26 protein-coding genes are annotated in these 24,479 nt (G+C 47.9%); 8 read left to right on the forward strand and 18 right to left on the reverse strand.

The genetic code is table 11. The annotated features are described in order from the left end of the window. Window positions 1-58 precede the first annotated feature (58 nt). From MHB80_RS18050 to MHB80_RS18070, 5 genes are all read right to left on the reverse strand, one after another. A complete protein-coding gene (locus tag MHB80_RS18050) occupies window positions 59-892 on the reverse strand; it encodes an amino acid ABC transporter substrate-binding protein (protein WP_341278274.1) in 834 nt (277 codons plus the stop codon). A 480-nt stretch (window positions 893-1,372) separates the two neighbouring features. Then, a complete protein-coding gene (gene efp, locus MHB80_RS18055) occupies window positions 1,373-1,930 on the reverse strand; it encodes an elongation factor P (RefSeq protein WP_341278275.1) in 558 nt (185 codons plus the stop codon). Window positions 1,931-1,999: 69 nt separating this feature from the next. After that, complete coding sequence (locus MHB80_RS18060; protein ID WP_341278276.1) at window positions 2,000-3,073, reverse strand: Xaa-Pro peptidase family protein; 1,074 nt, start codon at window positions 3,071-3,073, stop codon at window positions 2,000-2,002. Between the two features lie 25 nt (window positions 3,074-3,098). Beyond that, a complete protein-coding gene (aroQ, locus tag MHB80_RS18065) occupies window positions 3,099-3,539 on the reverse strand; it encodes a type II 3-dehydroquinate dehydratase (RefSeq protein ID WP_341278277.1) in 441 nt (146 codons plus the stop codon). Between the two features lie 93 nt (window positions 3,540-3,632). Beyond that, on the reverse strand, window positions 3,633-4,160 hold the full coding sequence (locus MHB80_RS18070; RefSeq protein ID WP_341278278.1) for a YqhR family membrane protein: 528 nt from the start codon (window positions 4,158-4,160) through the stop codon (window positions 3,633-3,635). Window positions 4,161-4,407: 247 nt separating this feature from the next. Here MHB80_RS18070 and MHB80_RS18075 point away from each other — a divergent pair, with 247 nt between their 5' ends. Together MHB80_RS18075 and MHB80_RS18080 are read left to right on the forward strand one after the other, a co-directional pair. Beyond that, complete coding sequence (locus tag MHB80_RS18075) at window positions 4,408-5,379, forward strand: DUF1385 domain-containing protein (RefSeq protein ID WP_341278279.1); 972 nt, start codon at window positions 4,408-4,410, stop codon at window positions 5,377-5,379. Window positions 5,380-5,392: 13 nt separating this feature from the next. Further along, a complete protein-coding gene (locus tag MHB80_RS18080) occupies window positions 5,393-5,698 on the forward strand; it encodes a hypothetical protein (protein ID WP_341278280.1) in 306 nt (101 codons plus the stop codon). 123 nt (window positions 5,699-5,821) lie between these two features. On the opposite strand, the gene mntR is transcribed toward MHB80_RS18080, so the two are convergent. Further along, window positions 5,822-6,244: a transcriptional regulator MntR gene (gene mntR / locus MHB80_RS18085; RefSeq protein ID WP_341278281.1), complete on the reverse strand. Its 423-nt coding sequence runs from the start codon at window positions 6,242-6,244 to the stop codon at window positions 5,822-5,824. Window positions 6,245-6,580: 336 nt separating this feature from the next. On the opposite strand from mntR, the gene splB reads away from it, so the two are divergent. Beyond that, window positions 6,581-7,651: a spore photoproduct lyase gene (splB, locus tag MHB80_RS18090; protein ID WP_341278282.1), complete on the forward strand. Its 1,071-nt coding sequence runs from the start codon at window positions 6,581-6,583 to the stop codon at window positions 7,649-7,651. Between the two features lie 16 nt (window positions 7,652-7,667). Here the strand turns inward: splB and MHB80_RS18095 are convergent, their stop codons facing one another. The 9 genes from MHB80_RS18095 to MHB80_RS18135 form a co-directional block, all read right to left on the reverse strand. Further along, the gene (locus MHB80_RS18095; protein WP_341278283.1) at window positions 7,668-8,387 is read right to left on the reverse strand and encodes a cytochrome c biogenesis protein CcdA; all 720 of its coding nucleotides are present in this window, start codon (window positions 8,385-8,387) and stop codon (window positions 7,668-7,670) included. A gap of 21 nt (window positions 8,388-8,408) precedes the next feature. After that, window positions 8,409-9,218: a metal ABC transporter permease gene (locus MHB80_RS18100; RefSeq protein ID WP_341278284.1), complete on the reverse strand. Its 810-nt coding sequence runs from the start codon at window positions 9,216-9,218 to the stop codon at window positions 8,409-8,411. Beyond that, window positions 9,202-10,047, reverse strand: a complete 846-nt coding sequence (locus MHB80_RS18105) for a metal ABC transporter ATP-binding protein (protein WP_341278285.1) — start codon at window positions 10,045-10,047, stop codon at window positions 9,202-9,204. Before MHB80_RS18105 ends, MHB80_RS18100 begins: the two co-directional genes overlap by 17 nt. A gap of 120 nt (window positions 10,048-10,167) precedes the next feature. Next, window positions 10,168-11,217 carry a zinc ABC transporter substrate-binding protein gene (locus MHB80_RS18110; RefSeq protein WP_341278286.1) on the reverse strand — a complete coding sequence of 350 codons (1,050 nt, stop codon included), beginning with the start codon at window positions 11,215-11,217 and terminating at the stop codon, window positions 10,168-10,170. 356 nt (window positions 11,218-11,573) lie between these two features. Beyond that, complete coding sequence (gene metG / locus MHB80_RS18115) at window positions 11,574-13,589, reverse strand: methionine--tRNA ligase (RefSeq protein WP_341278287.1); 2,016 nt, start codon at window positions 13,587-13,589, stop codon at window positions 11,574-11,576. 394 nt (window positions 13,590-13,983) lie between these two features. Then, entirely contained in the window at window positions 13,984-14,253 is a 270-nt protein-coding gene (gene yidD, locus MHB80_RS18120; protein WP_341278288.1) for a membrane protein insertion efficiency factor YidD, read from the reverse strand. After that, the gene (locus MHB80_RS18125) at window positions 14,253-14,714 is read right to left on the reverse strand and encodes a Fur family transcriptional regulator (RefSeq protein WP_338551865.1); all 462 of its coding nucleotides are present in this window, start codon (window positions 14,712-14,714) and stop codon (window positions 14,253-14,255) included. Before MHB80_RS18125 ends, yidD begins: the two co-directional genes overlap by 1 nt. 92 nt (window positions 14,715-14,806) lie before the next feature. Next, complete coding sequence (locus MHB80_RS18130; protein ID WP_341278289.1) at window positions 14,807-15,031, reverse strand: hypothetical protein; 225 nt, start codon at window positions 15,029-15,031, stop codon at window positions 14,807-14,809. A gap of 33 nt (window positions 15,032-15,064) precedes the next feature. After that, on the reverse strand, window positions 15,065-15,265 hold the full coding sequence (locus MHB80_RS18135; RefSeq protein ID WP_338551867.1) for a hypothetical protein: 201 nt from the start codon (window positions 15,263-15,265) through the stop codon (window positions 15,065-15,067). Between the two features lie 801 nt (window positions 15,266-16,066). Between MHB80_RS18135 and MHB80_RS18140 the strand changes: the two genes are divergently transcribed. The 3 genes from MHB80_RS18140 (at window position 16,067) to MHB80_RS18150 (ending at window position 18,673) form a co-directional block, all read left to right on the forward strand. Next, window positions 16,067-16,480, forward strand: coding sequence for an aminoglycoside adenylyltransferase domain-containing protein (locus MHB80_RS18140; protein ID WP_341278290.1), 414 nt, complete (start codon window positions 16,067-16,069; stop codon window positions 16,478-16,480). 113 nt (window positions 16,481-16,593) lie between these two features. Further along, window positions 16,594-17,280, forward strand: a complete 687-nt coding sequence (locus tag MHB80_RS18145) for a response regulator transcription factor (RefSeq protein ID WP_341278291.1) — start codon at window positions 16,594-16,596, stop codon at window positions 17,278-17,280. Further along, window positions 17,264-18,673 carry a HAMP domain-containing sensor histidine kinase gene (locus MHB80_RS18150; protein WP_341278292.1) on the forward strand — a complete coding sequence of 470 codons (1,410 nt, stop codon included), beginning with the start codon at window positions 17,264-17,266 and terminating at the stop codon, window positions 18,671-18,673. Before MHB80_RS18145 ends, MHB80_RS18150 begins: the two co-directional genes overlap by 17 nt. A 454-nt stretch (window positions 18,674-19,127) precedes the next feature. Here the strand turns inward: MHB80_RS18150 and MHB80_RS18155 are convergent, their stop codons facing one another. Continuing rightward, window positions 19,128-19,469, reverse strand: a complete 342-nt coding sequence (locus tag MHB80_RS18155; protein ID WP_341278293.1) for a helix-turn-helix domain-containing protein — start codon at window positions 19,467-19,469, stop codon at window positions 19,128-19,130. 105 nt (window positions 19,470-19,574) lie between these two features. Between MHB80_RS18155 and MHB80_RS18160 the strand changes: the two genes are divergently transcribed. Beyond that, complete coding sequence (locus tag MHB80_RS18160) at window positions 19,575-20,489, forward strand: arginase family protein (RefSeq protein WP_341278294.1); 915 nt, start codon at window positions 19,575-19,577, stop codon at window positions 20,487-20,489. 247 nt (window positions 20,490-20,736) lie between these two features. Further along, a complete protein-coding gene (locus MHB80_RS18165) occupies window positions 20,737-21,444 on the forward strand; it encodes a hypothetical protein (protein WP_341278295.1) in 708 nt (235 codons plus the stop codon). Between the two features lie 165 nt (window positions 21,445-21,609). Here the strand turns inward: MHB80_RS18165 and MHB80_RS18170 are convergent, their stop codons facing one another. Both MHB80_RS18170 and MHB80_RS18175 read right to left on the reverse strand, forming a co-directional pair. Next, on the reverse strand, window positions 21,610-22,401 hold the full coding sequence (locus MHB80_RS18170; protein WP_341278296.1) for an IucA/IucC family C-terminal-domain containing protein: 792 nt from the start codon (window positions 22,399-22,401) through the stop codon (window positions 21,610-21,612). After that, the gene (locus MHB80_RS18175; RefSeq protein WP_341278297.1) at window positions 22,388-24,343 is read right to left on the reverse strand and encodes an AraC family transcriptional regulator; all 1,956 of its coding nucleotides are present in this window, start codon (window positions 24,341-24,343) and stop codon (window positions 22,388-22,390) included. The genes MHB80_RS18170 and MHB80_RS18175 overlap by 14 nt, the downstream gene beginning before the upstream one ends. Window positions 24,344-24,479: the final 136 nt, after the last annotated feature.

Genomic DNA, 24,479 nt, shown 5'->3' on the forward strand with positions numbered 1-24,479 from the left:
AACGCATCTGGGTATATCCCATCACAAAAATACAAGCAAACTTCACAGCTTAAGCATGCTATTTGGAAACATCGGTGTCGAAATACCTTGTTGAAATTTCCAAATAAGTACCGTCCTTTTTCATATCTGCAAGCGCCCCGTTGACGGCTAGAACAAGCTCATCATGCCCTTTCGTAAACAGAGCGCCGCTTGCCGTTGCCTCCGACATTTCATCCACAATTTTGAGCGGCATCTCTGGCTGGCGATGCTTTAAATCCAAATACGTTAAACCATCATTTACCGTTGCATCCACTTCTCCTGTCAGCAGCAAAGATATCGCCTCATCAAAGCCTGTGGTAGACACAATTTCCGCGCCGTACCGCTGTGCGATATCAAGCAAATTGCTTCGCAGCGCTTGCGCCGCCTTTTTCCCGTTTAAGTCCGAAAGCTTCTTGATGTCCGTGTTATCCTGCTTCACAATTAGCACAATATGGGAGTAAATGTAAGGATCGGAAAACTGATATTGCTCCAGTCGATCCTCCCGAATGCTGACTTGATTAAAAACAACATCAAATTTCTTCGCATCCAGTCCCGTAAATATTTCATGCCATGGCGTTTCGATAAATTCAGGCTCCACGCCAATACGTTTGCTGATTTCCTCAGCTATCTCTACATCGAATCCGACAAGCTTGCCGTTTTCGTCATGATAAGTAAATGGAGCATACTTTCCTTCCGTTCCAATACGCAGCTTTCCCTTTGCTTGAACAGCCTCCAAGGAGTTTTGTCCACTAGGCGCGGCGGCCTCCGCACTTGCAGCCGGCTTAATCGTTTCTTGCCGCTCAGGCCCCGTGCCACATGCCACCAGCAAAAACCAACAGGCCAGCAGCAGAAAAACAAAGCTTTTTCTTGCCATTCACTCTACTCCTCTACGTCGTCGCTAGATTCATGAGCTTAACTATTATATTGAATGTTACAATAGCAAGCCTTTATCCATCAATGCTTTTTACGAGAAATTTGAGAAGTTCGTGTGAAGTTATACCCATTTACAAGCGTAAACGGCTATCGCCGTCCTCTGGCGGCAAAGCACCGTTTCGCGTAGAAATATAGAGAAGGTATCGCGCAATGCTATACTTTCCTATATTTCAAGCGTAAACGGCTATCGCCGTCCTCTGGCGGCAAAGCACCGTTTCGCGTAGAAATATAGAGAAGGTATCGCGCAATGCTATACTTTCCTATATTTCAAGCGTAAACGGCTATCGCCAATCTTTAGCGGCGCGGAGCGTTTCATTCCGAGAAGTATAGCGAAGGGTTCGAAACATCATATCCTTTCCTATATTTTGAAAAAAAGCTGCTCCAAGGGGTGTTGCCCCTTGAAACAGCTGATTGCCATCTCCTATGCGCGGGAGATGTATTTTCCTTCACGAGTATCGATCAACAGCACATCGTCCTCATTAATGAACATTGGCACTTGTACAGAGTGTCCCGTTTGAAGCTTTGCATTTTTAGTTGCGCCAGTAGCCGTGTTGCCTTTGATGCCTGGCTCTGTCTCAACAACCTTCAGCTCAACGCTGTTCGGCATTTGAATACCGATGATTTCGCCTTGGTAGCTTGAAATGTTAACCGTCATGTTCTCGATTAGGAAGTTGATTTCCCATTCCAGCTGCGATTCATTCAGTTCGAACTGATCGTAGGTTTCATTGTCCATGAACGTGTACTCGGTACCGGAGTTGTACAAGTATTGAACGGCACGGTTTTCGATGACTGCACGAGCTAGCGACTCGCCAGCACGGAACGTTTTTTCAACAACGTTGCCGTTGCGGAGGTTTTTCAGCTTGGAGCGTACGAATGCCGCGCCTTTGCCCGGCTTAACGTGCTGGAAATCGGTTACGGAGAAAATATCTCCATCCACTTCAATTGTCAAACCTGTTTTAAAATCATTTACTGAAATCACTACTGATTACCTCCTGGGATTAGAAAAATAGCATGCTTGATCGTGCCCTTTTACCACTGTTACCGCAAATCAGCCTAAAGTGAGAAACTCCTTAGTCGATGCGGTTAATATTTTAATACCGGTGTCCGTAATTACGATATCATCCTCAATCCTTACTCCGCCGAAACCGGGGAGATAGATGCCAGGCTCAACCGTTACCGTCATACCGGGGGTTAAAATCGTTTCGCTAAGCTTGGACAAACGCGGAGCTTCATGAACTTCCATGCCGAGTCCGTGTCCAGTGCCGTGACCGAACTTGTCGCCATAGCCGTATTTTGTGATGACATCACGCGTCAACGCATCCGCAACACGTCCTGTCATACCCGGACGGATATGAGCAAGGGCATTCAACTGCGCTTCCAGCACAATGTCATAAATTTCGCGATGCTTGTCCGTTGGCGTGCCGACGACAACCGTACGCGTAATATCAGAGCAATATCCTTTCAGATAGGCGCCGAAATCCAGCTTCACGAATTCATTGTTGCCAATGATTCGCTCGCTTGCCTTGCCATGCGGCAATGCCGAGCGCTCTCCGGACGCTACGATCGTCTCAAACGAAGATGAATGAGCACCGTGGCTGCGCATGAAAATTTCCATCTCCAGCGCAATATCGCTTTCCTTCACGCCAGGCTGAAGCAGCTTCTGAATATGCGTAAACGTCGCGTCCGCCAGATCAGCAGCCTCTTGCATCACTTGCAGCTCCGCTTCATCCTTAATCATGCGCAAGCCTTCAACTAGACCCGATACCGGATGAAGGGCGATGTCGCCAAGCACAGCCGTCCAATCGGCGAATTCGCCATAAACGACATGCTCCTGCTCAAAGCCAAGCTTGCTGATTTTTCTCGCTTTCAACAGCTCTTTCACCGTTTGCATCGCTTTAGGCGCATGTTCAACGATTTCATAGCCGATCGCCTGCTCAGGAGCCTGCGTCATATAGCGGAAATCGGTCAGCAAAATGCTGTCGCTTAACGTAATGAGGACCATACCAGAGGAGCCTGTAAATCCACTTATATAACGGCGATTGTATTCGCTGTTAATAAGAATAGCATCCAGACCCAGCTCCGCAAGGGCGCTGCGCAAGCGATTCACTCTTTCCTTTGACATTTATGTTCATCCCCTTTCCGTTTATTTAAGAAATTTTCAGTTTGCGGACAAGCGCCGCAAGGCCAAGCTCGTAGCTCTGTGGACCGAAGCCGGCAATTTGCCCGACCGCTACAGGTGCAATAACCGAAACGTGACGGAATGCCTCGCGCGTATGTATGTTGGACAAATGCACCTCAACTACAGGAAGAGCTACCGTACTAAGCGCATCGCGCAGCGCATAGCTGTAATGCGTAAGCGCCCCGGGATTAATAAGTATGCCATCCTCTGCGCCATAAGCGCTATGTATCCGATCAATAAGGGCGCCCTCATGGTTGGATTGGAGAAAATCCAGCTGTACATTCAGACCCTTAGCCTGCTCCAGCAAATTAGCCTCAATATCAGCAAGCGTAGCCGATCCATAAATTCCTGGCTCCCGAACGCCAAGCATATTCAGATTCGGGCCATTAAGCACCAGAATTTTGAGCATTTGCACACCTCCCTAACGGACAAATTCATGCTAAAGACAAAGATCAATTGCCATTTTACCACATATGCCCGCCGCTTGAGAAGGGACAACTATTCAGCTTGCTTGCAAAGGCTCTCGGGACGCCTCGTCCGTAAATTCAAAAGCAATGGTGTAGCCGATAAAAACACCCCATAGCAAAAAGACACAAAGCTCGGCACTGAGTGTATTCCAGCCCGATTTCCACACCGATCGGGTCACATGGAGAAGCGGCCCTAAAGCAAGAAAAATGATTGCCCACCAGACAAGCCCATAGAGCACGCCAGGCCACGGGCCTTTTAGCTTGCGGAATAACAGTCCGTATAGCAGAGCAGCAATCATTGAAAAAATAATGTAACTGCCAATACCAACCACAAGGCCCCAGCCCGACTTCAAAAAGGAGGAGCGGAAAAACGGGTCCGCCAAAATGCCTGGCAGCTCCAGCGTAAATTTCATTTCATAGAAAAACCAGCGTAAAACGCCCCAAATCAATCCTGCAAAAAAGCCCGTCGATAAGCAATACGTCCAAATATTCGTATGATGCTTGCCTTCATATGGATTGCCTTCATCTCCAGCGGTATGTTTATTTTTTTTATTTTCTGCCATCGTTTCCTTCGCCTCCAAACTTGAGATCATCCTTCGCTTCCTAGCTAAAAGAAGCCATGATTTAGTATGTGAAAAAAAGCATAGAAGTAACCGCCTCGCTTGGCAGCTGTTTATGGATGCCCCGTGCAGCTCAAACGTTGGCAATTGCCGCACTGATCAAGTACAATAGAACTATTCGCAAGAAATAGTAACAAATTGATTCGTCACCTGATCGGGACGATACACTTTTAAGGAAGGTGACCAACACTTGTCGCAAAAATCCAAAAGCATCTATGGAGGACAAGCTGTCATTGAAGGCGTCATGTTCGCAGGAAGCCATGTCAATGTTACAGCTGTTCGCCGCAAAAATGACGAAATCATCTTTTATGAGGTTCCGCGGACGACGCAGCGCTGGATACAGCAGCTGAAGAAAATTCCGATTGTGCGCGGGGTTGTCGGCATAATAGATTCAAGCGCCAAAGGCTCGCAGCATTTGAATTTTTCCATGGAAAATTATGCGGAGGATGAGGCACAGGAAGAAGCTGCCAAAAATCCCGAAGCACAGCCGAAGCCTGAGAAGGAACAAAAGTCCGGTTTCAGCCTTAGCATGATAGTCGGCGTTGCCGTGGCTGGTGTCCTGTCGTTTATTTTCGGCAAGCTGATTTTCACCGCAGCTCCCGCTGCGCTGGAAGAACTATTGTTCAGCAACGTATTTGAGAGCAAAATTGGTCATAACCTATTAGAAGGACTTATCAAAATCATTTTATTGCTTGCTTATCTGTACCTGATGTCGCTGACGCCGATTATCAAAAGACTGTTTCAATATCATGGCGCCGAGCATAAAGTAATTAGCGCCTATGAAGCTGGCGAGAAGCTGACGATCAGCAATGTGCAAAAATACAGCCGCCTGCACTATCGCTGCGGCAGCAGCTTTATTATTTTCACCGTCATTGTCGGCGTTATTATTTATTCACTGCCTTTCTTCACTTGGGATTCCATTTGGGAACGAATTTATATTCGTATTTTGCTGCTTCCTCTTGTTCTTGGTATTTCTTATGAGGTGCTGCGCATTACAAATGCGCTGCGCAACATACCCGTGCTGCGCTACCTCGGTTACCCGGGCCTATGGCTGCAATTGCTGACAACGAAAGAGCCAAAGGACGATCAGGTTGCCGTATCGATCGCTTCCTTCAATCGGATGCGCGAGCTCGATCAACAAATGTCCAATATTAAAGCGTAAGGGCGGAATGATTATGGCAAACAGGCCTAAAAAATGGAGCGTGCTGGCAATTATTATTATGTCTTTGCTTGGCATCGGAGTTATTTATGGCGTTTTGACAGATATGCGTTCATTCCTTATCCCCATTATCGTATTCGGCCTCATTTATGTGCTTTACAAGTTCCCGCCTGACCGCTGGAGAGGCCGTTCCGGCTCTGCTTCACCTCAGGCGCGCCCAGGCAACCGCTCACAGCCTGCCAAACGCCCGAAATCGCAGCGTACGCCGTTCCGCGTTATCGAAGGCGGCAAGGAAGATGATGATCTGCCGAAGTATCATTAGGCCATTCTAGCGGGCACTAGCAGCTAGCAGACAATTAAAAAGAGCGTGACCTCCTTTATACGGGGGTCACGCTCTTTTTGCAGGTACATGCATCAGCTTGCGTTTCACAACATATTTGCATAATCACTCATTATCGAGCTCAGCGCGAACCGCTTTAAGAGCGTCTAATCGGGAGGGATCGCGTTCAAAGAAAGCGACGAGCGTCTCAATGCAGGTAATCGAATCCCAGCTTAAATGATGCTCAATGCCTTCGACATCTTGATAAATATTCTCATCTTGGACGCCGATAATGGCCAAAAATGATTCCAGCAGATGGTGGCGCTCCACAAGCCGCTTGCCCATCTTCTTGCCTTTTGTCGTTAATACAAGACCACGATATTTCTCATAAATTAAATAGTTATCTTTATCGAGCTTTTGAATCATCTTCGTCACTGACGAAGGGTGAACCTCCAGCCCTTCCGCAATATCCGACACTCTCGCGTAACCTTTTTCGTCTATGAGCTTATAAATTCGTTCCAAGTAGTCTTCCATGCTCGGTGTCGGCATTGAAGAACCCCCTAACCCAACTTCTTTCACCTTGTTTCCTCGGCGTTACTTTAGTATCATACACTGTTTTGAAACCTGACTGCAACCTTAAGGACAATCCGGGGTACACAATAATTAATGACATTAGCGATTGCGGCATTTCTTGCAATATAAGAATTTATAAGTTTCACATTGATCATTAGGCTTATATTTCTCGGACTGAAACGCGCTGCGCCGCCAGAGGACGGCTTTCGGCCATTTCACCTTGCAACTCCCAGTTTGAAGCCCTATCCTTTGTCGCATATTATAGCGTAAGCTTCTTATTTTGAAGCATCAAAGCAAAGGAGGGTGCGGCTCATGGCTTCCACCGTAGAGGAGCGTCCGAAAGCAGCGCTGAAGAGCTTATCCTTCGTTCCTGAGCTCGTCTATTTCGAGCCAGATGCGCTCAATTATCCGAAAGGCAAGCGCATTTATGACTGGGTTCAAAAGGAAGGCATTCCTTTCCGCATGACCAGCTCGCATAACCGGATTACTAATTTGCCCGGTGAAACCGAGCTGGAAAAATACCGGATTGCCAAACGCACACTAGTTGTCGGCATTCGCAAAACGTTAACCTTCGATACGTCCAAGCCTTCAGCGGAATACGCTATTCCCATTGCCACCGGCTGCATGGCGCATTGCCATTATTGCTATTTGCAGACGACGCTTGGCGCCAAGCCCTATATTCGCGTTTACGTCAACATCGATGATATTTTGGGCGCAGCCAAGCAATACATCGACGAGCGAGTACCGGAAATCACTCGCTTCGAGGCAGCCTGTACGTCCGATCCCGTCGGGCTGGAGCCGATTACAGGCAGTCTGCGCGAGCTCATTGAATTTATGGCGGAGCAGCCTCTTGGCAGATTGCGCTTCGTCACCAAATTTCATCATGTGGATTCCCTGCTGGATGTTAAGCATAATGGCCATACACGCATTCGCTTCAGCGTCAACAGCAAATACGTGATTAAAAATTTCGAGCCGGCCACCTCGCGCTTCGAGCAGCGGATTGAAGCCGCAGCCAAGGTAGCTAAAGCCGGTTATCCGCTCGGCTTTATCATTGCGCCGATTATCTGGCATGACGGCTGGGAGGAAGGCTACGCCGAGCTGCTCGCATCGCTTGCAGAGGCCCTGCCTGAGGAGGCAAAGCAAGCTGATCTGACCTTTGAGCTCATCCAGCACCGCTTTACGAAAACAGCAAAAAATGTAATCGAGCGCCGTTATCCGCGCACGAAGCTGGAAATGGATATTGAGAAACGCAAATACAAATGGGGCCGCTGGGGACAAGGAAAATACGTCTACCCTACAGAACAAGCAGATGCGCTCCGATTGTTTATATCAGAGCGCATCTTTGAGCATTTTCCACAAGCCAAAATTGAATATTTCACTTAAGACTTAAGCTTTAGACTTAAAACTTCAGCCAATCCGGCGTTATGAGGTTAAGCCATGAAGTAATTTGCGTCATTTGATCCGTGAAGAGCATAATGCCGAGCAAAATCATAATCGCTCCGCCCACCTTCATCACCGTATTCGTATATTTCAGCAGCCATCTCGCTGAGCCAAGGAAAAAGGCTAATACGAAAAAAGGAATGGCGAAACCTAGAGCATATGCCGTTGTCAGCTTAAACCAGGTATTCGGCTCGGATGCCGCCAATGCCAGAATAGCCGTTAAGGCAGGACCTGTGCATGGCGACCACCCGGCCGAAAATCCGATACCAAAAATAAACGAGCCCAAATAACCCGTTTTTTTCGAAGGATCGAAAGGCAGCTTGCGCGTCTTCATTAGCAATTGCGGCTGAAAAACACCTAGCAGGAACAGCCCCATCAGCACAATCAAAATCGCCGATAATTTGCGAATGAGCGGCTCATACTCACTGAAGGTTTCCGCGAACACATTCGTGCCATAACCAAGCGTGTAATACACCGTACAAAAGCCAATAATGAAAAACAGCGTATGCAGCATCGTGCGGGAGCGCATATGCTTGCTCGTATGCTCATTATTTTTGAGATCGCTGACAGAAATACCGGTTATGTAAGACAAATAAGATGGATACAAGGGCAAGCAGCATGGAGAGATAAAGGAGGCAAAGCCAGCCCCAAGTGCGAGCCAAATATTAATATCGTTCACCGTACAGCACCTCGATTTTGATTAACTCCCTGTTCGTATTCCCCGCTTGAACAGCAGCAGGCCCAGCAAAATAACAATTAGCAGAAGCACGATCGTGCCGCCAGGAGCCAAATTCCAAATCCCTGCAATCATCAAGCCGCAAATAACGGCAATTTCACCAATAATGACGACGGTAATAATGCTCTGCCGAAAGCTGCGCGCAATAATAAGACTGCAAGCCGCTGGAATCGTCAGCAGCGCAGACACAAGCAGCGCTCCAACAATTTTGATGGAAGCACTAATAACAAGCGCGGTTAGCACGCTAATCATAACATTATAAAAACGGACGGGCAACCCGCTCACCGCTGCTGCATCCTCGTCAAAAGTGAGCAAAAACAGCTCCTTCACCTGCAGCCTGATGGCTACAAGAACGACAACCGTTACAATGGCAATCGTAATTAAATCGATGTTGCTCAGCGTATAAATGCTGCCAAATAAATAGCCGGTGACATTGACATTAAAGCCCTTGCCCATTGTAAACAATATCGAAGCCAGCGCAACGCCTCCCGACATAATAATCGCAATTGACAGCTCGGCATAGGATTTATAAGCTTTCCTCAGCTTTTCGATTGCGAATGAAGCCGCAACAGCGAACAGCAAGCCTACTGCAACCGGATATACCCCAATTAAGAAACCAAGCGCAACACCTGCAATGGATACATGCGACAGCGTATCGCCAATCATGGACAAACGGCGCAGCACGAGAAAAATGCCCATCAGCGGTGCTGTCACTCCGATAAGCAAGCCGCCAATCAGCGCCCTTTGAAAAAATTCGCTAGTAACGATCTCCAACCTGAACAACCTCTTCTCTGCTATCCATTTCCTGACGAAGCCCGCGCAGGCTGTGAGTCAGATCATCTTGCGCACAATTTTGCAAATCATGCGAATGCTTTTTATAAAATTTCAGCTTGCCGCTTTGCGCCGCCTGATGCAGCCCCAAATAAGTGCGGATCATCTCCATATCATGGGACACCATGAGAAAGGTGATGTTGTGATGCTGATGCATATGCTTGATCATGTGGAAGAAGCTTTCCTGCGTCTCGGCGTCGATCCCCACTGTAGGCTCATCCAAAATGAGCAGCGACGGATTGTTAATGAGCGCCCGTGCCAAAAAAGCACGCTGCTGCTGGCCGCCGGATAGCTGGCCGATTCGCTTGTCCGCCAAATCCTCAATTTTCATCGCATGCAGCGCATCATCTGCCTTTAAGTGATCGCTCTTCGTTATGCGGCGAAACAGCTTATTGCGACCGTATAGGCCGGATATCACCACTTCACGAACCGTAGCTGGAAAAAGCGGATTAAATGCATTTTTTTGCGGCACATAACCGATTTTTTCCCATGCCTTAAACTGGCCTACAGGCTCGCCGAATAAACGGATGACGCCGCTCTCAGGCCTCAGCAAGCCGACAATCATTTTGAGCAGTGTCGTTTTTCCCGCACCGTTCGAGCCAATCAGCCCGATAAAATCACGCTCGCGAACGCTCAGATTAAGCTCCGTAATGACGCGCTGCTGCTGGTACGAGAAGGTAACGCCCTCCAGCGAAATAATATCCTGATGGCAGTCTCCTGCTGGGCCAGGCAGCAAGTCCGTTTCCGGTCGCATCTCTGACATTTGTTGCATCCTGTCAACCTCCCTTGCCTTTTACTCTATTGCTATACTTCCCTGATTATATCATTTATACAGCACCGTATACCTAGAGACTGCGACGAAATAAAGTACCGTTAATTTCCTCGAAGCTCCTTATTGCAGTGCTTTCAGAAGATTTTGCAAATTCGCTTCCATGAGCGTAATGTAGGTATCGCCGTTTTTCTCCTGCTCTGGCGTTAGCCCTTCTACCGGATTCAGCATCAAGGTGTCTACCTTCGCTTCACTCGCGAGCGTATCAGCAAGCGCTGGAGATACAAGCTCCTCGAAGAAAATATAGCGAATGCCATTTTCCTTCACAAATTTGGCGATGTTAAGCAAATCCTGCGCTCTAGGCTCTGCATCAGCCGATAATCCCATTATAGCCGTTTGCGTCAAGCCGTAGTCGCGGGCCAAATATCCGAATGCCTGATGGGATACCACAATATCCTTCATCGATGTTTTGGACAGCTCCTGCTCGAACTTCGCATCGAGTGCTGCAAGCTTGCTATGCAGCGCTTCATAGTTAGCCTCATATTCAGTTTTGTGGGCACTGTCCACTTGAATGAGGCTGTTTTTCACATTTTCAGCCATAATGATTGCCGATTTCGGGCTGACCCAAGTATGAGGATCGACATCCAAGGCGTGCTCATGATCATGCTCATCCGCAGCCGCTCCTTCTGCCTCATCGCTGTGCTCGTCATGCTCCGCATGTTCTTCATGCTCGGCATGCTCCTCTGCCGTTTCTCCGCTGTGGTCATGCTCTTCTTCTGGATTTCCTTGAATCAGCTCTACGCCCTTGCTCATTTCGGCCGTAATGATCGTTTGATCGTTAGGCAATCCCTTCAGAAAGCTGTCCGTCCAGCCTTCCAGCCCTGCGCCATTGTATAGAAACAGCTGCGCTTTGGAGGCGGTACTCAGATCCTGGCTTTTCGGCGTCCAGTCATGCGGCTCCACACCTGCCGGAATTAGATTGACGACATTGACATATTCTCCGCCAATCTCTGAGGCAAAATAATAGAGTGGATAAAAACTAGTCACGACATTCGTCTTGCCTTCTACGATAGAAGACTTCGAATTGCTGCCGCAGGCGGACAGCACAAGTACAACAGATAACAATAAAGCGGCCATAGCCGTTATTTTCTTGCTTGAAAATACATTTTTCATATCGTAAATGCTCCATTTCTGTGAAAACCGTTTTCTTTTAAAATATAAGAATTTATAAGTTTTACACTTATCATTAGGCTTATATTTCTCGTAGTGAAACGCGCTGCGCCGCCAAAGGACGGCGACAGCCGCTTCACCTTGCTAATCGTTATGATTACGTTCAGATTATACGAGTGCTTGGCATCACTGTCAACTGCTATTCGTAGGTTCCTGGTCTCTTCTAAGCAGATCACCAAGCGAGTATGGCCGTTATGTGTCTATTCCGCCCCCGCTCCCCTCATAGGATAAAAAGAGAACCGCAGCGGATTAGCTCCGTACGGTCCTCTCCAATACTTCCTGCTTTACTACATTTCCTTTTATTTCACAACGGCGCCGTTCGGCATATCGTCCGGCACTGTAGCCAGCGTGAGCTGGTCGCCGTGCGACGCAGCAAGAATCATCCCCTGCGACAGCTCTCCGCGCAGCTTCACCGGCTTCAGATTCGTAACGCAAATCACTTTGCGGCCGACAATCGACTCCGGCGTATAAAATTTCGCAATGCCCGATACGACTTGGCGCTGCTCATAACCGAGATCGAGCTGCAGCTTCAGCAGCTTGTCGGCTTTCTTCACGGGCTCGGCAGCGATGACCTGTGCCACTCGCAGCTCTACCTTGGCGAAATCGTCGATGCCGATTTCTTCCTTGCTCTCCACCGGAGCCGCGTCTGCTGCGGCTCCTTCCGCTCCGGCGCCAGCCGCTTGCTGCGCGGCTTCCGGCTGCGCTTCCGCCTTGGCTGCGCCGCCGCCCATCTCGGCTGCGATAAAAGCAACCTCATCCGCCGTCTCCAGGCGCGGGAACAGCGGACTGTCCTTCTGCACCCGCGTACCTGCCGGCAGCTGTCCAAACGTACGCATGCTCTCCCATGACGTCAGCTCGCCCGGCTGAATGCCGAGCTGCTTCCAGAGCTCACGCGGCGCATGCGTCAGGAACGGCTGGAGCATGATCGACGTGATGCGCAGCGCCTCTGCCAAATGCTGCATAACCGCAGCCAACTCTGCGCGCTTGCCTTCATCCTTCGCCAGCGTCCACGGCTGCGTCTCATCAATATATTTGTTCGTCCGGCTGACGAACTGCCAGATCGCTGCGAGCGCAACGGAAAACTCCATGTTTTCCATGGCAGCTTCCACAGAAGCAATCGTATCCTGCACTAGCGCTTCAAGCGAAGCGTCGAATGGCGTGATTTGTCCAGCGTAAACTGGAATCTCGCCGTCGAAATATTTATCAATCATCGCAACGGTACGATTAAGCAAATTGCCAAGGTCATTCGCGAGATCAAAGTTAATGCGCTCGACGAAGTTTTCCGGCGTAAAGGTGCCATCCGCGCCGAAAGGCACCTCGCGCAGCAAATAATAACGGACTGCATCAAGGCCATAACGGTCGATGAGCATTACAGGGTCTACGACATTGCCTTTGGATTTCGACATTTTGCCGTCCTTCATGAGCAGCCAGCCATGGGCAAATACCTTTTTCGGAATCGGCAGGTTGAGAGCCATGAGCATAATCGGCCAATAAATCGTATGGAAACGAACGATTTCCTTGCCCACGAGATGGACATTCGCCGGCCAGAAGCGCTCATATTTAGCCGCAGCCTCAGGGTCATCGCTGCCATAGCCAAGCGCCGTAATATAGTTGGACAAAGCATCGATCCACACATAAATGACATGCTTCGGATCTCCAGGCACTTTAATTCCCCAATCGAAGGTCGTACGCGATACGGCAAGATCCTCCAAGCCCGGCTTGATGAAATTGTTAATCATTTCATTTTTGCGTGATTCCGGCTGAATAAAATGCGGGTTGTCCTCATAAAGCTTAAGCAGGCGATCCGCATATTTGCTCATCCGGAAAAAATAGCTCTCTTCCTTAACCAGTTCGACCGGACGACCGCAATCCGGACAATTGCCATTTTCAAGCTGGCGCTCTAGGAAAAAGGATTCGCACGGTGTACAGTACCAGCCTTCATACGTGCCCTTATAAATATCATCCTGCTTCAGCAGCTGATCGAAAATTTTCTCAACGACCTTCTTATGGCGCTCCTCCGTCGTGCGAATAAAATCATCATTGGAAATTTCCAGCTTTGACCACAAGCTTTTAATGCCGACAACGATATCATCGACGAATTGCTGAGGCGTCTTGCCTTGCTCCTGTGCCTTGCGCTCGATTTTCTGTCCATGCTCATCGGTTCCAGTCAAAAACCAGACGTCGTAGCCGCGCAGCCGCTTGTATCTTGCCATCGCGTCGCCCGCCACCGTCGTATACGCATGCCCTATGTGCAGCTTGTCGCTCGGATAATAAATCGGCGTTGTCAAATAAAACGTTTTGTTGTCATTTGCCATTTCAGCAGCCTCCAAATTTTCGATTCAAAAACACATAAAAAACGCAAAAAACTCCCGTCCAACATGGGACGAGAGTATCAAACTCACGTGGTACCACCCAAATTCCCCTTGCATCCTCTCCTAATTTGCAGGAAAATGCAATGGCTTCGTGTGCCGCCGATTGAAGACGGACAATACCGTTAACGCCGGTCAAACGCTGCCCTCTTACCCGCTGCTGACTGGTCAAGCCCAGCCACCCGCGCTGCTCAAAGACAGATCCTCCAGGACCATATTCCAACTTTGCCCGTACCGGCTCGCACCTTATTGCCCGGCTCTCTGCGACGCAGCTTCCATTGTACTTATCCATTCATCAGACTCATATATGACAAAATATACCGAACCGCCAGCCCTTCTGTCAAGTAGGCCGATCCCCGTCGCCTTGCTTTCCGCCTTTTACAGGGGGAACCGGATCGTAGCCGCCGGCGTGAAACGGGTGACAGCGGCTAATTCGCCGAGCTGCAAGCCATGAGCCTCTTAGCACGCCATGCATCTCGATGGCCTCCAATGCGTAGGCGGAGCAGGTTGGAGCAAAGCGGCAGGAAGGCGGCAAATGCGGTGAAATCGCTTTGCGGTAAAAATGAATCGGCGCCTGAAATACGCGTCTGGCAACAGGTCTTTTTTCCATTAGCTTTGAGCCGCTGCTGCTTCTTCCTGGTCACAGTCTTTACAATAACCGAACACTTCAAACTTGTGCTTGACGATTCGGAAGTCAGCAGGCGCGGTTGTCTGTTCCATTGGGCAGCACATAATCGGGTACGTTTTGCCGCAGTTCAGACAAATCATATGATGGTGATGATCATGCTCGCGGCAATGGAGCTTGAACTTCACACCCTCCTCGAACACCACCTGCTCCAGTACGCCCAGCTCCTCCATGACGCGCAGGTTGCGGTATACCGTATCAAAGCTAAGTCCGGAGTAGGACTTGCCCATGTATTCATATACGTCCTTAGGAGCCAAATAGCCTGGCGATTCTGCAAATAGCTTAGCAAGCGTCTTGCGCTGGTCGGTAATACGCAGACCTTGGCTCGACATGATTCTCACAATATCTTCAATCGTATTCGTATGTGAATGTGCATGTGTACTCATGCGACAAACCTCCTGCTTCTGAAATTCTCTCTCTCCCAATAATGCCGAAAAAAAAGACTCTCGTCAATGAGAGCCTTCCTGCCGCTGCTATTTTAACCGTTCAACCGCATATTAATAAGGAAGCTGGCGACCATCGCGACAAACAAAATCAGGCTGATAATTCCAAATGTCAGTCGCAATTTGTGCGCCTTGCGAAGCTTGCCGCCGCTACCCGCTTCCAGCTTGGCGAGTGTATAAGAGCGCTGCATAAATAGAAATAAAATTAATGAAGCTACAAAAAACATATTAACAATAAACCATACTGCTGTCCAAAACATATCGACGCCTCCTCTAACCGCAAAATCCCTGGGCTACAGGAACCATCGATTTAATATCCACATAAATACAACGAAGCTGACAACTGCCCCACCGATGCACATCCAACCGGAACGGAACCGCTGCCCGAACATACGCATAATGCCAAAGCTCAGCAATCCGAAAATGAGCAGCAAAAAAACAACGCCCAATATAAATAATGTTGCCGAGACATTGCTGACATCAACTAAACTCACGCGATACACTCCCCCATAACATTTCTATCTAGCATTATAAGGGATTTGCCCTGCATAAAGCCAGTGTTAACGATAGGCGTGCCGCCACTTTCCTGCCATAAGTAACGAATTTGTCACGTTTGATTGAACTTACCGACTGAATGTCTCAGAAAATGGCGGATCTTTCTGAATTTAATCTTCAGAATTACTTCAGAAATACCTTATTAAAATCCGAAGACTTATCAGGTATGCTAGAAGTAGTACTTACCATGAAGGATGCTTTGCCTTGGGTCACGTTCATGCTGCAGGAAATATCAGAAAGCGATTTAAAGGAGATAGAAGCATGACAATGACCATATTAGTAGCTGAATATGAAGCTTCCTTTTCAAACCACTACTTCTCCTGATAAAACTGAAGAAAGCCCAGTTACGTGCAAAGGGGCTTATTTGAGCATTAGTAATCGACATAATGTGCCTGCCTGAGAAAGCGCTAGAAGTTTACAGCAAGCGCTGGCATATTGAGGTTTCCTTTCGTATGGCCAAACCATATCTCGCTATGGCAAGTAAACAAAGAAAAAACGAGTGATGAGAGCTGCACCCACGGTGAAATGGTTCACGGACTCTTCAAAACTCGTTGCCAGGTTCGAACACGGAACAACAAGGGCACTGAACAAATATCTATATTGAGTTTGACCTAGAAATACGCCGTTTTGCAAGGATGATATTATCCTTTTGGCCGAAAAGACTGCTTATGACGTTATGACCCGTTTATTCAAGCATAGATTCTCACAATTCCCAATTAATTCTACGAACTGCATAAATCATGCCTAATGATCGCGGAAACTATCAATCCGACGACGATTATATTTGTGGCGGATATGACGATGCAGATTTAGCGGCCCATATTGCAGTAACCTATCATCGCGGGATTGCTGTATACGGCAAAGCCATTCGTGAAGTTTTCCAGCCCATTGACGAGCTTTTTTATATCAAGTCCATCCTCTATGATGTTCAAAATGCAGCAACGGATATTATTGAAACACCGATGTACATATCCTTAAATCTTTGCCGGGTTTTGTTTTTCTTAAGAGAAGGTGCCGTATCTTTGGCGGCATTCACAACGGTATTTCAGAAGCTTTTATCTGAAATGCCGTTTTTCTCAATTATGCATTTATGTGAGCCATTAGGCTGCGTCCCCTCGCCCTTCCCCTCTCCCGACATCCCCCTGACTCAATAACCATTTAAAATATGTGTCAGCATTAAGTGCAGCGTATAGTCATTCCCTAGCTCAGGCGGTATACTTTTTTCAGAGGTGACTGTATGTTAGACCGCCACATCGGAGGATTGCTTATGAATACGATTATGATTGTCGAAGACGAAGATGCCATCTCAAGGGTGCTCGCTGCTTATATACGCAAGGCGGGATTCAATTGCAATATATATCGAAATGGCTTGGAGGCCATTAAAGCTTTTGATGCGGAAACGCCCACGCTCATTATTCTCGATGTCATGCTGCCAGGAATGAATGGCTGGGAGATTTTGAACCATATCCGCTACAAAAGCGCTTGTCCCGTCATAATGCTGACGGCCAGAGGCGATGTAAGTGACCGGATTCTTGGGCTTAACGAAGGAGCCGATGATTATATGACAAAGCCTTTTGAACCAGAAGAGGTTGTTGCCCGCATCCATGCGGTGCTCAGACGGCCGCCCCGCTCACTCGTCAGCTCGGAACAAGTCACTTTTGGCAGCATTCGCATTGATTTTAAATCACATACGGTTTATTTGAATGGCGCCAGCCTTTCGATCACGCCCCGTGATCTGTCGCTGCTCATGTTCCTTGCCGAGCATCCGAACCAGATTTTTTACCGCGAGCAGTTAATAGATAAAGTATGGGGCATGGATTATGAGGGCAGCGACCGCGCGGTAGATTTGGCCATTAAGCGTTTGCGCAAGCTGCTGCTGCATTGGCCGCCAGAAGAAGGAGAAATCCGCACCTTGCGGGGGACGGGGTATATGCTTTATGCCAACACCCAATAATCGCCGCCAAACGCTGCTCAGCCGCTGGACCTTTCGTTACGTGCTCACCTTATTCATTGGACTGCTTGCCATCGGATTGGTATCGATTTTCTGGATTCGCCAGGAAACGCTGCATGAGCGGAAGCAAAATCTCAAAGCCTTTGCAATGGTCGCCTCGCAGTATGTGAGCAATGAGAACGGAAAAATAGTCATTCCGGGCAATTTCTATGAATGGATCGACCGCACCCAGCGCCGTTACTCGCTGCCAGGGCAATTTTCGCTGCGCATATTTGATCATAGCGGGAACGTTATTTTTCTTAAACAGGGTCCCGGAGACGGTGAAGTTGCTCCGGCTGTGCCTCCACTTTCGGGCGAGTTGAACGTCACCATATCGAATGAGCAATACACGCTGACAACTCCCATATGGGGCGAAAATAAAGAAGAGGCGATCGGATCGATTGTCATTTCCTACGCCTATAAGGAGTTAGTCCATGTTAATCAGAACTATCGCCTCATTGCTTCTCTGCTCCTTGGCTCAGGCTTGCTTGGCTGGCTCATCATTTTCTTTCTATCTCGAAATTTAAGAAGGCCGATCAAGCAGCTCGCCGAAGCACTCAATCAGATGGAGGCTGGCAATTATCAGGTCGTCGTTCCCAACCATGTGAAGGAAAAAGAAATACACGATCTGCTAGTGTCATTCCAGACGATGGCTGCACGCCTCGGCACATTGGAAGAGCTGCGGACGGAGCTGCTTGCCGGCGTGACCCATGAGCTGAAAACACCGATTTCCTCCATTCATGGCCTTATTCATGCCGTTCGCGATCAAGTGGTTGCTGAGGAGGAGGCTGAGGAATTTCTCGACATCTCCTTGCAGCAGACACGCCGGCTTCAGCATATGGTCACCGACCTGCTGGATTTCAATGCCTTTGCTTCCGGCAAAATCAGCGTTCGGCAGGACTCGCTTGATCTCGGCAAGCTGGTTGGAGAAATTGTGTACCAATGGGGATTGCTTGATCCTGTAGAGGGGCTCGAGCTAACAGCCGATATTCCAAGCGGAGCTTTCCTAGCTGTCGGGGACGCCAGCCGCATTCAGCAAATTATTGTGAATTTGCTGAACAATAGCAGACAAGCGCTGCAGGGTCGCGGCCGCATCCATGTATCCCTATCGCAATCATCAGCTGGCAGCTATGAAATGATTGTTCAGGATAACGGTCCCGGCATACCGGATGAGGAGCAGAAAAATATTTTTGAGCGATACTTTCGCGGTGAGCGTAACAAGCTTTCTGTCGGCGGCCTCGGCCTTGGTCTAACCTACAGCCGGATGCTTGCCATCGCCATGGGAGGCCAGCTGAATTTGAAGCACAGCACACCGCAGGGAACGACGTTCCAGCTACTGCTTCCTAAGCAGCAGTAATTGCTCGTGAGGCCGTTTCGGGTCTAGCTATCTAGCTGTCTAGCTGTCTAGGTGTCTAACCATCACAAGGATCGACTTGGCGGACACAGCGGCAGCTATTTCAACAGAAGCATGGGTTTTGGTACAGGCTGCGGACTCAGGAGACGCTAATGGGCTGGCGAAGGCCATTTTGAGGTGATTATGTGGGCAATAGCGATTTCCCTGTCCGCATAAGACCAGAAATGGGGTTAAAAGCTAGATTAGCGGACCCTCAGTCCTTCAAAAAAGGAGCTGAGCGTCCCGGCTGCGGTTTCTAAGCAAAAGTGTTCGCTGTAACCATGTTTTCAGCCGCCATGGCATGCTGCGTTTTCGTAAGCCTTGAATCGTCCGATGAGCTTGGCCTAGAGTAAGCGTTAAACATGGCGCAGCAGGCAGACTCCCGCATACAGACACACCTCGTTTTAACGTCTATAGATTATATATTTTGGTTTTTTTCTCCCCACTCACATAACTGTTCTAAGACAGGCAATAGCGTTTCCGCTTTATCTGTGAGACTGCATTCGACCTTAGGCGGAACCTGAGGATACTCTTTCCGATTCACCAAACCATCCGCTTCCAATTCTTTAAGATGTGAACTCAATGTTTTATAAGTAATCGTTCCTATCTGTCTTTTCAGATCATTAAAGCGAATCGGCTGATTTTCTGCCAGGAGATAAATAATAACCATTTTCCATTTACCACCAATAACAGACACTGTGTAACCAAATGGCGTATCTTGAATATTTTTAACTTTACCTTTATATTCAGCCATACTCATATTTACACTATCCTCTCGGGTAGTACCTATCAATAAAGTGCGTACTACGTTTTAATTTGCGTTCAGTTTATACTAGCCTTACTTTGATGTAAGGGAGAGCAAAACATGACTAATAAAACAATACGCCTGTTAATGCCCCAATGGCAAGGGGGCGATAACCCTAACTACTCTTTTGGAGCTGAATTGCTCGCTTGGTTAGCTCCAGGCAATGATCAACCCCTTATCCATGTGCCAGTGCAAGCTTATGACGGCACTCCACTTAAACACGAGGACGGTATGAATGGAAGACAACAGCTGCTTGAACAATTAGAGGCTGCTCAGCATATTATTAAGGCGCATAAGCCAGACCGCATCATCATGTTTGGTGGCGACTGCTTAGTCGAGCAAGCCCCATTTGCCTATTTAAACGAACGCTACGGTGGGGAATTAGGCTTAATTTGGATTGATGCTCACAGTGATTTAGTTAGATATGCGGGCTATGATAACGGACATACCTTACCGCTTGGAAATCTGCTGGGAGAAGGAGATGCGGATTTTGCAAAACATGTGAAAATCCCTATAAAGCCTGAAAATGTCTTTATTGCGGGACTTGCAGCTCCTACAGCACAAGAAATAGAAGTGATTTCAGAAGCATTTCAAAGACTAGGCATTGCTCCTGCAGAACCAGATTCCGAAGTCATTCAAAGATTAGGAATCAGAACGGCAGGAACTGAAGAGCTAGCAAGCAGCACGGAATCTATAAAAAAGTGGATTAAAGAAAGCAAAATTAAGCACCTAGCTATTCATCTTGATTTAGATGTGCTCGATCCAAAAGCATTTCGTTCCCTATTGTTCGCGAACCCTGAAGCGCCTTATACTTATTCTCCTGCGGGAACCATGCAAATGCCTCAATTACTTCATCTGATTAAAGAACTGTCAGAAGAAACAGAGGTTGTTGGATTAGGCATAACGGAACATATGCCATGGGATGCAATTAACTTGAAGAAGCTGCTCGGCGAAATACCTATCTTTAATATGTAAAGCCATCGTCCGAAATATAATCGAATACTGTTCTGCTTAATCATAAAATACACGTTCGCGCTTTATGTTTGCGAGGGTGTATTTTTATTTGGAAGCGAATGGAAATTTGGATCAGGCTCGCTCACGTTTGCATACATATCCTAGTTCCCCGCCACCGCCATGCTCCCTCAACATCTTCCTGACACATAGTTATATTAATCTAGCTTTAGAACAACATCCCCCCCCCATTTGAGAGGAGCTTCCCCCTATGAAAGCCAAAAAAACGATTGTCACCCTGCTGATTCTGCTTGCGGTGAGTGCAGGTGCCATTCAATTGACCACAGCCAACGAAACAGTCCCACCCCAAGTCCATAAGCAAAAAAAACCGGACAAAAATCCTTCCTCCTCTCCGGTTTCTGCAAATCCTAAGTCAGCTGCACATGCGGGGCCTCGATCAGAAGCTAGCACCAGCGTAACCGATCAGAACGGTTACACAATCTCGATCACAGGCGGTTTTGACACCGATTCCGTGGATCATGGCAGACCCGTCGTACTCATTGCGGCCGCGCTTGACGTATCTGCCGAAGTATTCAGGGAAGCCTTCAGCGGTGTAACACCAGCAGGCGCCGGAAGCGATGGACCTACCTCTGAGCAGGCACAATCCAATAAAGCAGCTCTGCTAAAGGTGCTTGCTCCCTATGACATTACCAACGACCGTCTCGATGAGGTTTCAAACTACTATCGTTACAACGGCAGCAAGGGTGAGTTATGGACGCATACAGCGGCTACCGCTACAACCGTATTAGCGAACGGCAAAGTGACCGGAATTAAAATCATAAATGCAGGTGCAGGTTATTCCTCCGCTCCCACGATATCCATCACAGGACCCACTGGCACCTACTCCGCCACAGCTACCGTTTCCTATACAACGGATTTTAAAACAAATGGCAGTCTTACTGCGATTAAGTTGAAGTGAGAAATTAAATGGAATTAGAAAAAGGAAAAGCAGCTATCGGCATCATACCGATAGCTGCTTTTCTGCTGAAACGTATTATCGTATCCATAGGTTACTTGCTGATCTCTTAAACGATTGAATTTATAATCGTCTAGGGCATGTCTCCCTCCCGTTTGTCAATGACAGCTAGAGAGGCTTCGGACAAGCTCTGCAATATTCGGAGGACATTTCGTAATAAAAGCAGCAAGTTTGCCGAATGGAAGCGAGCATTTCCCCGGCAATGCCCGCGTGACTGGGTTTTATAAACCTCGCAAGCGGGTTGCGGCGTTCTCCAAACAGGTCCGCTGATGCAGTCTCTGTCATAAACTTGAAATCGTCATGAAGACGCTGTATAACAGATGGATCGCCCTCTGCCTCCTCCAAACCATCCTCATACAGCGGAGCTATGCGGACAAAGGCATTTTCCCACAAAATCGCCAGCGGAACTTTGCCAGCTGCGGATAATGAACGAAATAAGGGCGAAAGATGCTCCGCAAATAGCTGACGCAGCATTTGCTCCCGCCATTCCAGCCGTTTTCCCGCCTCCGGCTCGGTAACCTCCAGTCCATCAACGCTTAAATTAGGAAACTTGGAGCCGCTCGCTTTACTTTCGCTTTCATCAGGCGAAGCCAGCCTGCAGTTATTTAACGTTAACGGCAAGCCCTTGTTGTACACGGTCATCGCATACAAGACAGGTGCAACGAATAAAAAAGCATATCGCTTCGCGAGCATGGACGCTGCTATCCTTCTTGATGGCGCCCCTATTTCATTTGCTAATTGATCCAGATAAGACTCGCATTTCTCTAGGTCTAGCAAATCTTGGGCTACAATGGAAAGAGCAGCAGGCAGATCCTTTTTTTCAGGCGTAAACTTGAACCTCGCTTCAAGCTCTTTCCACTGTGCAGGTGCAAGATTAATCGGCATGTTATCGCGTTCCAAGGAAAATTTCTGCCGTTCTATCCACAATCATATTAATCGCGATCGGTCCATAATAAGCAATCCAGATGTTCGAATCTACTTCATATACTTGATTGTTTTTCACGGCTTCAACACTTTTCCAAGTTTCAGTCTGCTGGAACTCCTCAACGACCTCCTTGAACATGTCGTCATGCACGAGGAAATAATGGTCTGCCCCTACCTCTGGAAAAGCCTCAAACGAAATTTGATAAGCCGTATCCTTCTCATCCAGCACCTGCTGTGGAGCGGACAAGCCTAGATCGTTATATAAAATGTCTCCTGTGCGGTGGCTTGGCGTATGAATGCGAATGCCTTCATCACGCGGGCGAATCAGCGCAACGGTTTGGTCTCCAAGCCTCGCCTTAAGCTCTTCCTTCAGCTTAGCTGTTTTCTCGTTATATGCTTCCAGAACAGCACTCGCTTCTTCCGATTTCCCTGTAATTTTGCCGAAGGTCGTTAAGGTATCGCGCCAATTTTCATCAAAATCGAGCATGATGGTAGGCGCAATTTTAGACAAGCTATCATATACTTTTTCCTGAAACTCTGTACAAATGATTAAATCCGGTTCCATGGCAGCAATAGCTTCCAAATTCGGCTCATCCCTCGTACCGAGCAATTTAACATCCGTCAGCTTCTCGGATAAATATTCCGGGAAATCGGTTTTATCTGCCGCAGCTTTCACACTGCCCGCTGGCTGCTCGCTTAACGTTACCAGCTGGTCCACAAACTTAGTATCAAGCACCGCAATTTTCGTAGGATGCTGCTCCAGCGTTATTTCTCCCTTTGCATGTTTAATAACGACCGGATATGCTTGTTGTGCCGTTTGCGCAGCGTTTGTATTGGATGAAACGGTGCTCGTTGGGCTTGCTCCCCCTGTATTGTTCCCTGAACTATTGCCGGGCGCAGTTGCACATGCACCGAGCAACAAGATTAAACTCAACATCAAACTGACCGCTAAAATAGACCCCTTGCTCCTATTCATTCCTAAAACTCCCCCGCTAATATATTGATAATGATTATCACCTTCATTATTATAGGAGAGATTAGAACGAGAGCCAATGGAATATCCCGACACATAGGATGAACTTATGCGACGGTTTTGCCTAAAATAAAGCGGGGAGACGCCAAAATGCTTCTTAAAAGCTCGGCTAAAATAATAACTATCCCCATAGCCTACCGATTCCGCGATTACCTTTAGCGGTAAATTCGTATTTAATAACATCGCTTGCGCATGATCCATACGAATTCGGATTAAATATTCCAGCGGTCCAATACTCAGCTTCGCTTTAAATAATCGCTGCAGCTGCCTTTCGCTGCAATGAAGGGTACCTGCTATATCCTGGAGGCTGATCGGCTCGGCATAACGCTCCTCCATAAACCGAATCGTCTGGCTTACATAGTTCGGCTGAGCCATTGGCGTTCCCTCATGCGCATGGAGCTGCAGCAGGAGGTCGTACACCAATTGGTGAAAAATAGCTCTCACATGGAACTTCTCCAATGGGGCATCCAGCAGCCAATAGGTGTGCATTTGCTCTATTTTCGCAAGAACACCGAGGGGATAGTTAGGAGCGAAGCCATATTGCATTTGGAAGGGATTGTTGTCCCTATACACATTTAGCAGCTCCTTGCGGCTAGGCACAGCTAGAACGGCTTTATAAAAAATCATATAATAATCGAATGGCTCAGCAACTTGTTTAATTTCAATCGTTGCTCCTTTTCCAGCGTGGCATACATAACAACGGTCGACGTTATGCTCGGTACCGTCAATGAGGACTCTCGCCTCTCCAGCAACAGCTACCAAGAAGGCGCTCGCCGGCAAACGGAAGCCGTGCACCCCGTCACCCAATCGCAGCATAGACCGACGAACATCAAGCACCCGTATAGCCGCATGATTCCATAAGGGCAATTGTTCCTGCAACTTCATTATGTTCACCTTCCATGTCTGTTTACCGCATCTTTTTACCGCTTCCAACTCTTTTATTATAGTAAGAATCATTCTCATTATCAAAACTATTTTTTCAGCGCAAGCTAGAGCTTCGAAAATCCATTCAATATAAAAT

Origin of the sequence: Paenibacillus sp. FSL H8-0537 (assembly GCF_038051995.1) — a bacterium.
GTDB lineage: Bacteria > Bacillota > Bacilli > Paenibacillales > Paenibacillaceae > Pristimantibacillus.

What these genes read in the sequence shown, in the direction of transcription:
- MHB80_RS18175 (WP_341278297.1), bottom strand. Translation starts at nt 24,343, where the DNA reads ATGAAGTTGCAGGAACAATTGCCCTTATGGAATCATGCGGCTATACGG.
- MHB80_RS18125 (WP_338551865.1), bottom strand. Translation starts at nt 14,714, where the DNA reads ATGAGTACACATGCACATTCACATACGAATACGATTGAAGATATTGTG.
- MHB80_RS18050 (WP_341278274.1), bottom strand. Translation starts at nt 892, where the DNA reads ATGGCAAGAAAAAGCTTTGTTTTTCTGCTGCTGGCCTGTTGGTTTTTG.
- MHB80_RS18150 (WP_341278292.1), top strand. Translation starts at nt 17,264, where the DNA reads ATGCCAACACCCAATAATCGCCGCCAAACGCTGCTCAGCCGCTGGACC.
- MHB80_RS18130 (WP_341278289.1), bottom strand. Translation starts at nt 15,031, where the DNA reads ATGTTTTGGACAGCAGTATGGTTTATTGTTAATATGTTTTTTGTAGCT.
- MHB80_RS18160 (WP_341278294.1), top strand. Translation starts at nt 19,575, where the DNA reads ATGACTAATAAAACAATACGCCTGTTAATGCCCCAATGGCAAGGGGGC.
- mntR (WP_341278281.1), bottom strand. Translation starts at nt 6,244, where the DNA reads ATGCCGACACCGAGCATGGAAGACTACTTGGAACGAATTTATAAGCTC.
- MHB80_RS18165 (WP_341278295.1), top strand. Translation starts at nt 20,737, where the DNA reads ATGAAAGCCAAAAAAACGATTGTCACCCTGCTGATTCTGCTTGCGGTG.
- MHB80_RS18060 (WP_341278276.1), bottom strand. Translation starts at nt 3,073, where the DNA reads ATGTCAAAGGAAAGAGTGAATCGCTTGCGCAGCGCCCTTGCGGAGCTG.
- MHB80_RS18145 (WP_341278291.1), top strand. Translation starts at nt 16,594, where the DNA reads ATGAATACGATTATGATTGTCGAAGACGAAGATGCCATCTCAAGGGTG.
- MHB80_RS18110 (WP_341278286.1), bottom strand. Translation starts at nt 11,217, where the DNA reads ATGAAAAATGTATTTTCAAGCAAGAAAATAACGGCTATGGCCGCTTTA.
- aroQ (WP_341278277.1), bottom strand. Translation starts at nt 3,539, where the DNA reads ATGCTCAAAATTCTGGTGCTTAATGGCCCGAATCTGAATATGCTTGGC.
- MHB80_RS18155 (WP_341278293.1), bottom strand. Translation starts at nt 19,469, where the DNA reads ATGAGTATGGCTGAATATAAAGGTAAAGTTAAAAATATTCAAGATACG.
- metG (WP_341278287.1), bottom strand. Translation starts at nt 13,589, where the DNA reads ATGGCAAATGACAACAAAACGTTTTATTTGACAACGCCGATTTATTAT.
- yidD (WP_341278288.1), bottom strand. Translation starts at nt 14,253, where the DNA reads ATGGAAAAAAGACCTGTTGCCAGACGCGTATTTCAGGCGCCGATTCAT.
- MHB80_RS18070 (WP_341278278.1), bottom strand. Translation starts at nt 4,160, where the DNA reads ATGGCAGAAAATAAAAAAAATAAACATACCGCTGGAGATGAAGGCAAT.
- MHB80_RS18105 (WP_341278285.1), bottom strand. Translation starts at nt 10,047, where the DNA reads ATGCAACAAATGTCAGAGATGCGACCGGAAACGGACTTGCTGCCTGGC.
- MHB80_RS18080 (WP_341278280.1), top strand. Translation starts at nt 5,393, where the DNA reads ATGGCAAACAGGCCTAAAAAATGGAGCGTGCTGGCAATTATTATTATG.
- MHB80_RS18140 (WP_341278290.1), top strand. Translation starts at nt 16,067, where the DNA reads ATGCCTAATGATCGCGGAAACTATCAATCCGACGACGATTATATTTGT.
- splB (WP_341278282.1), top strand. Translation starts at nt 6,581, where the DNA reads ATGGCTTCCACCGTAGAGGAGCGTCCGAAAGCAGCGCTGAAGAGCTTA.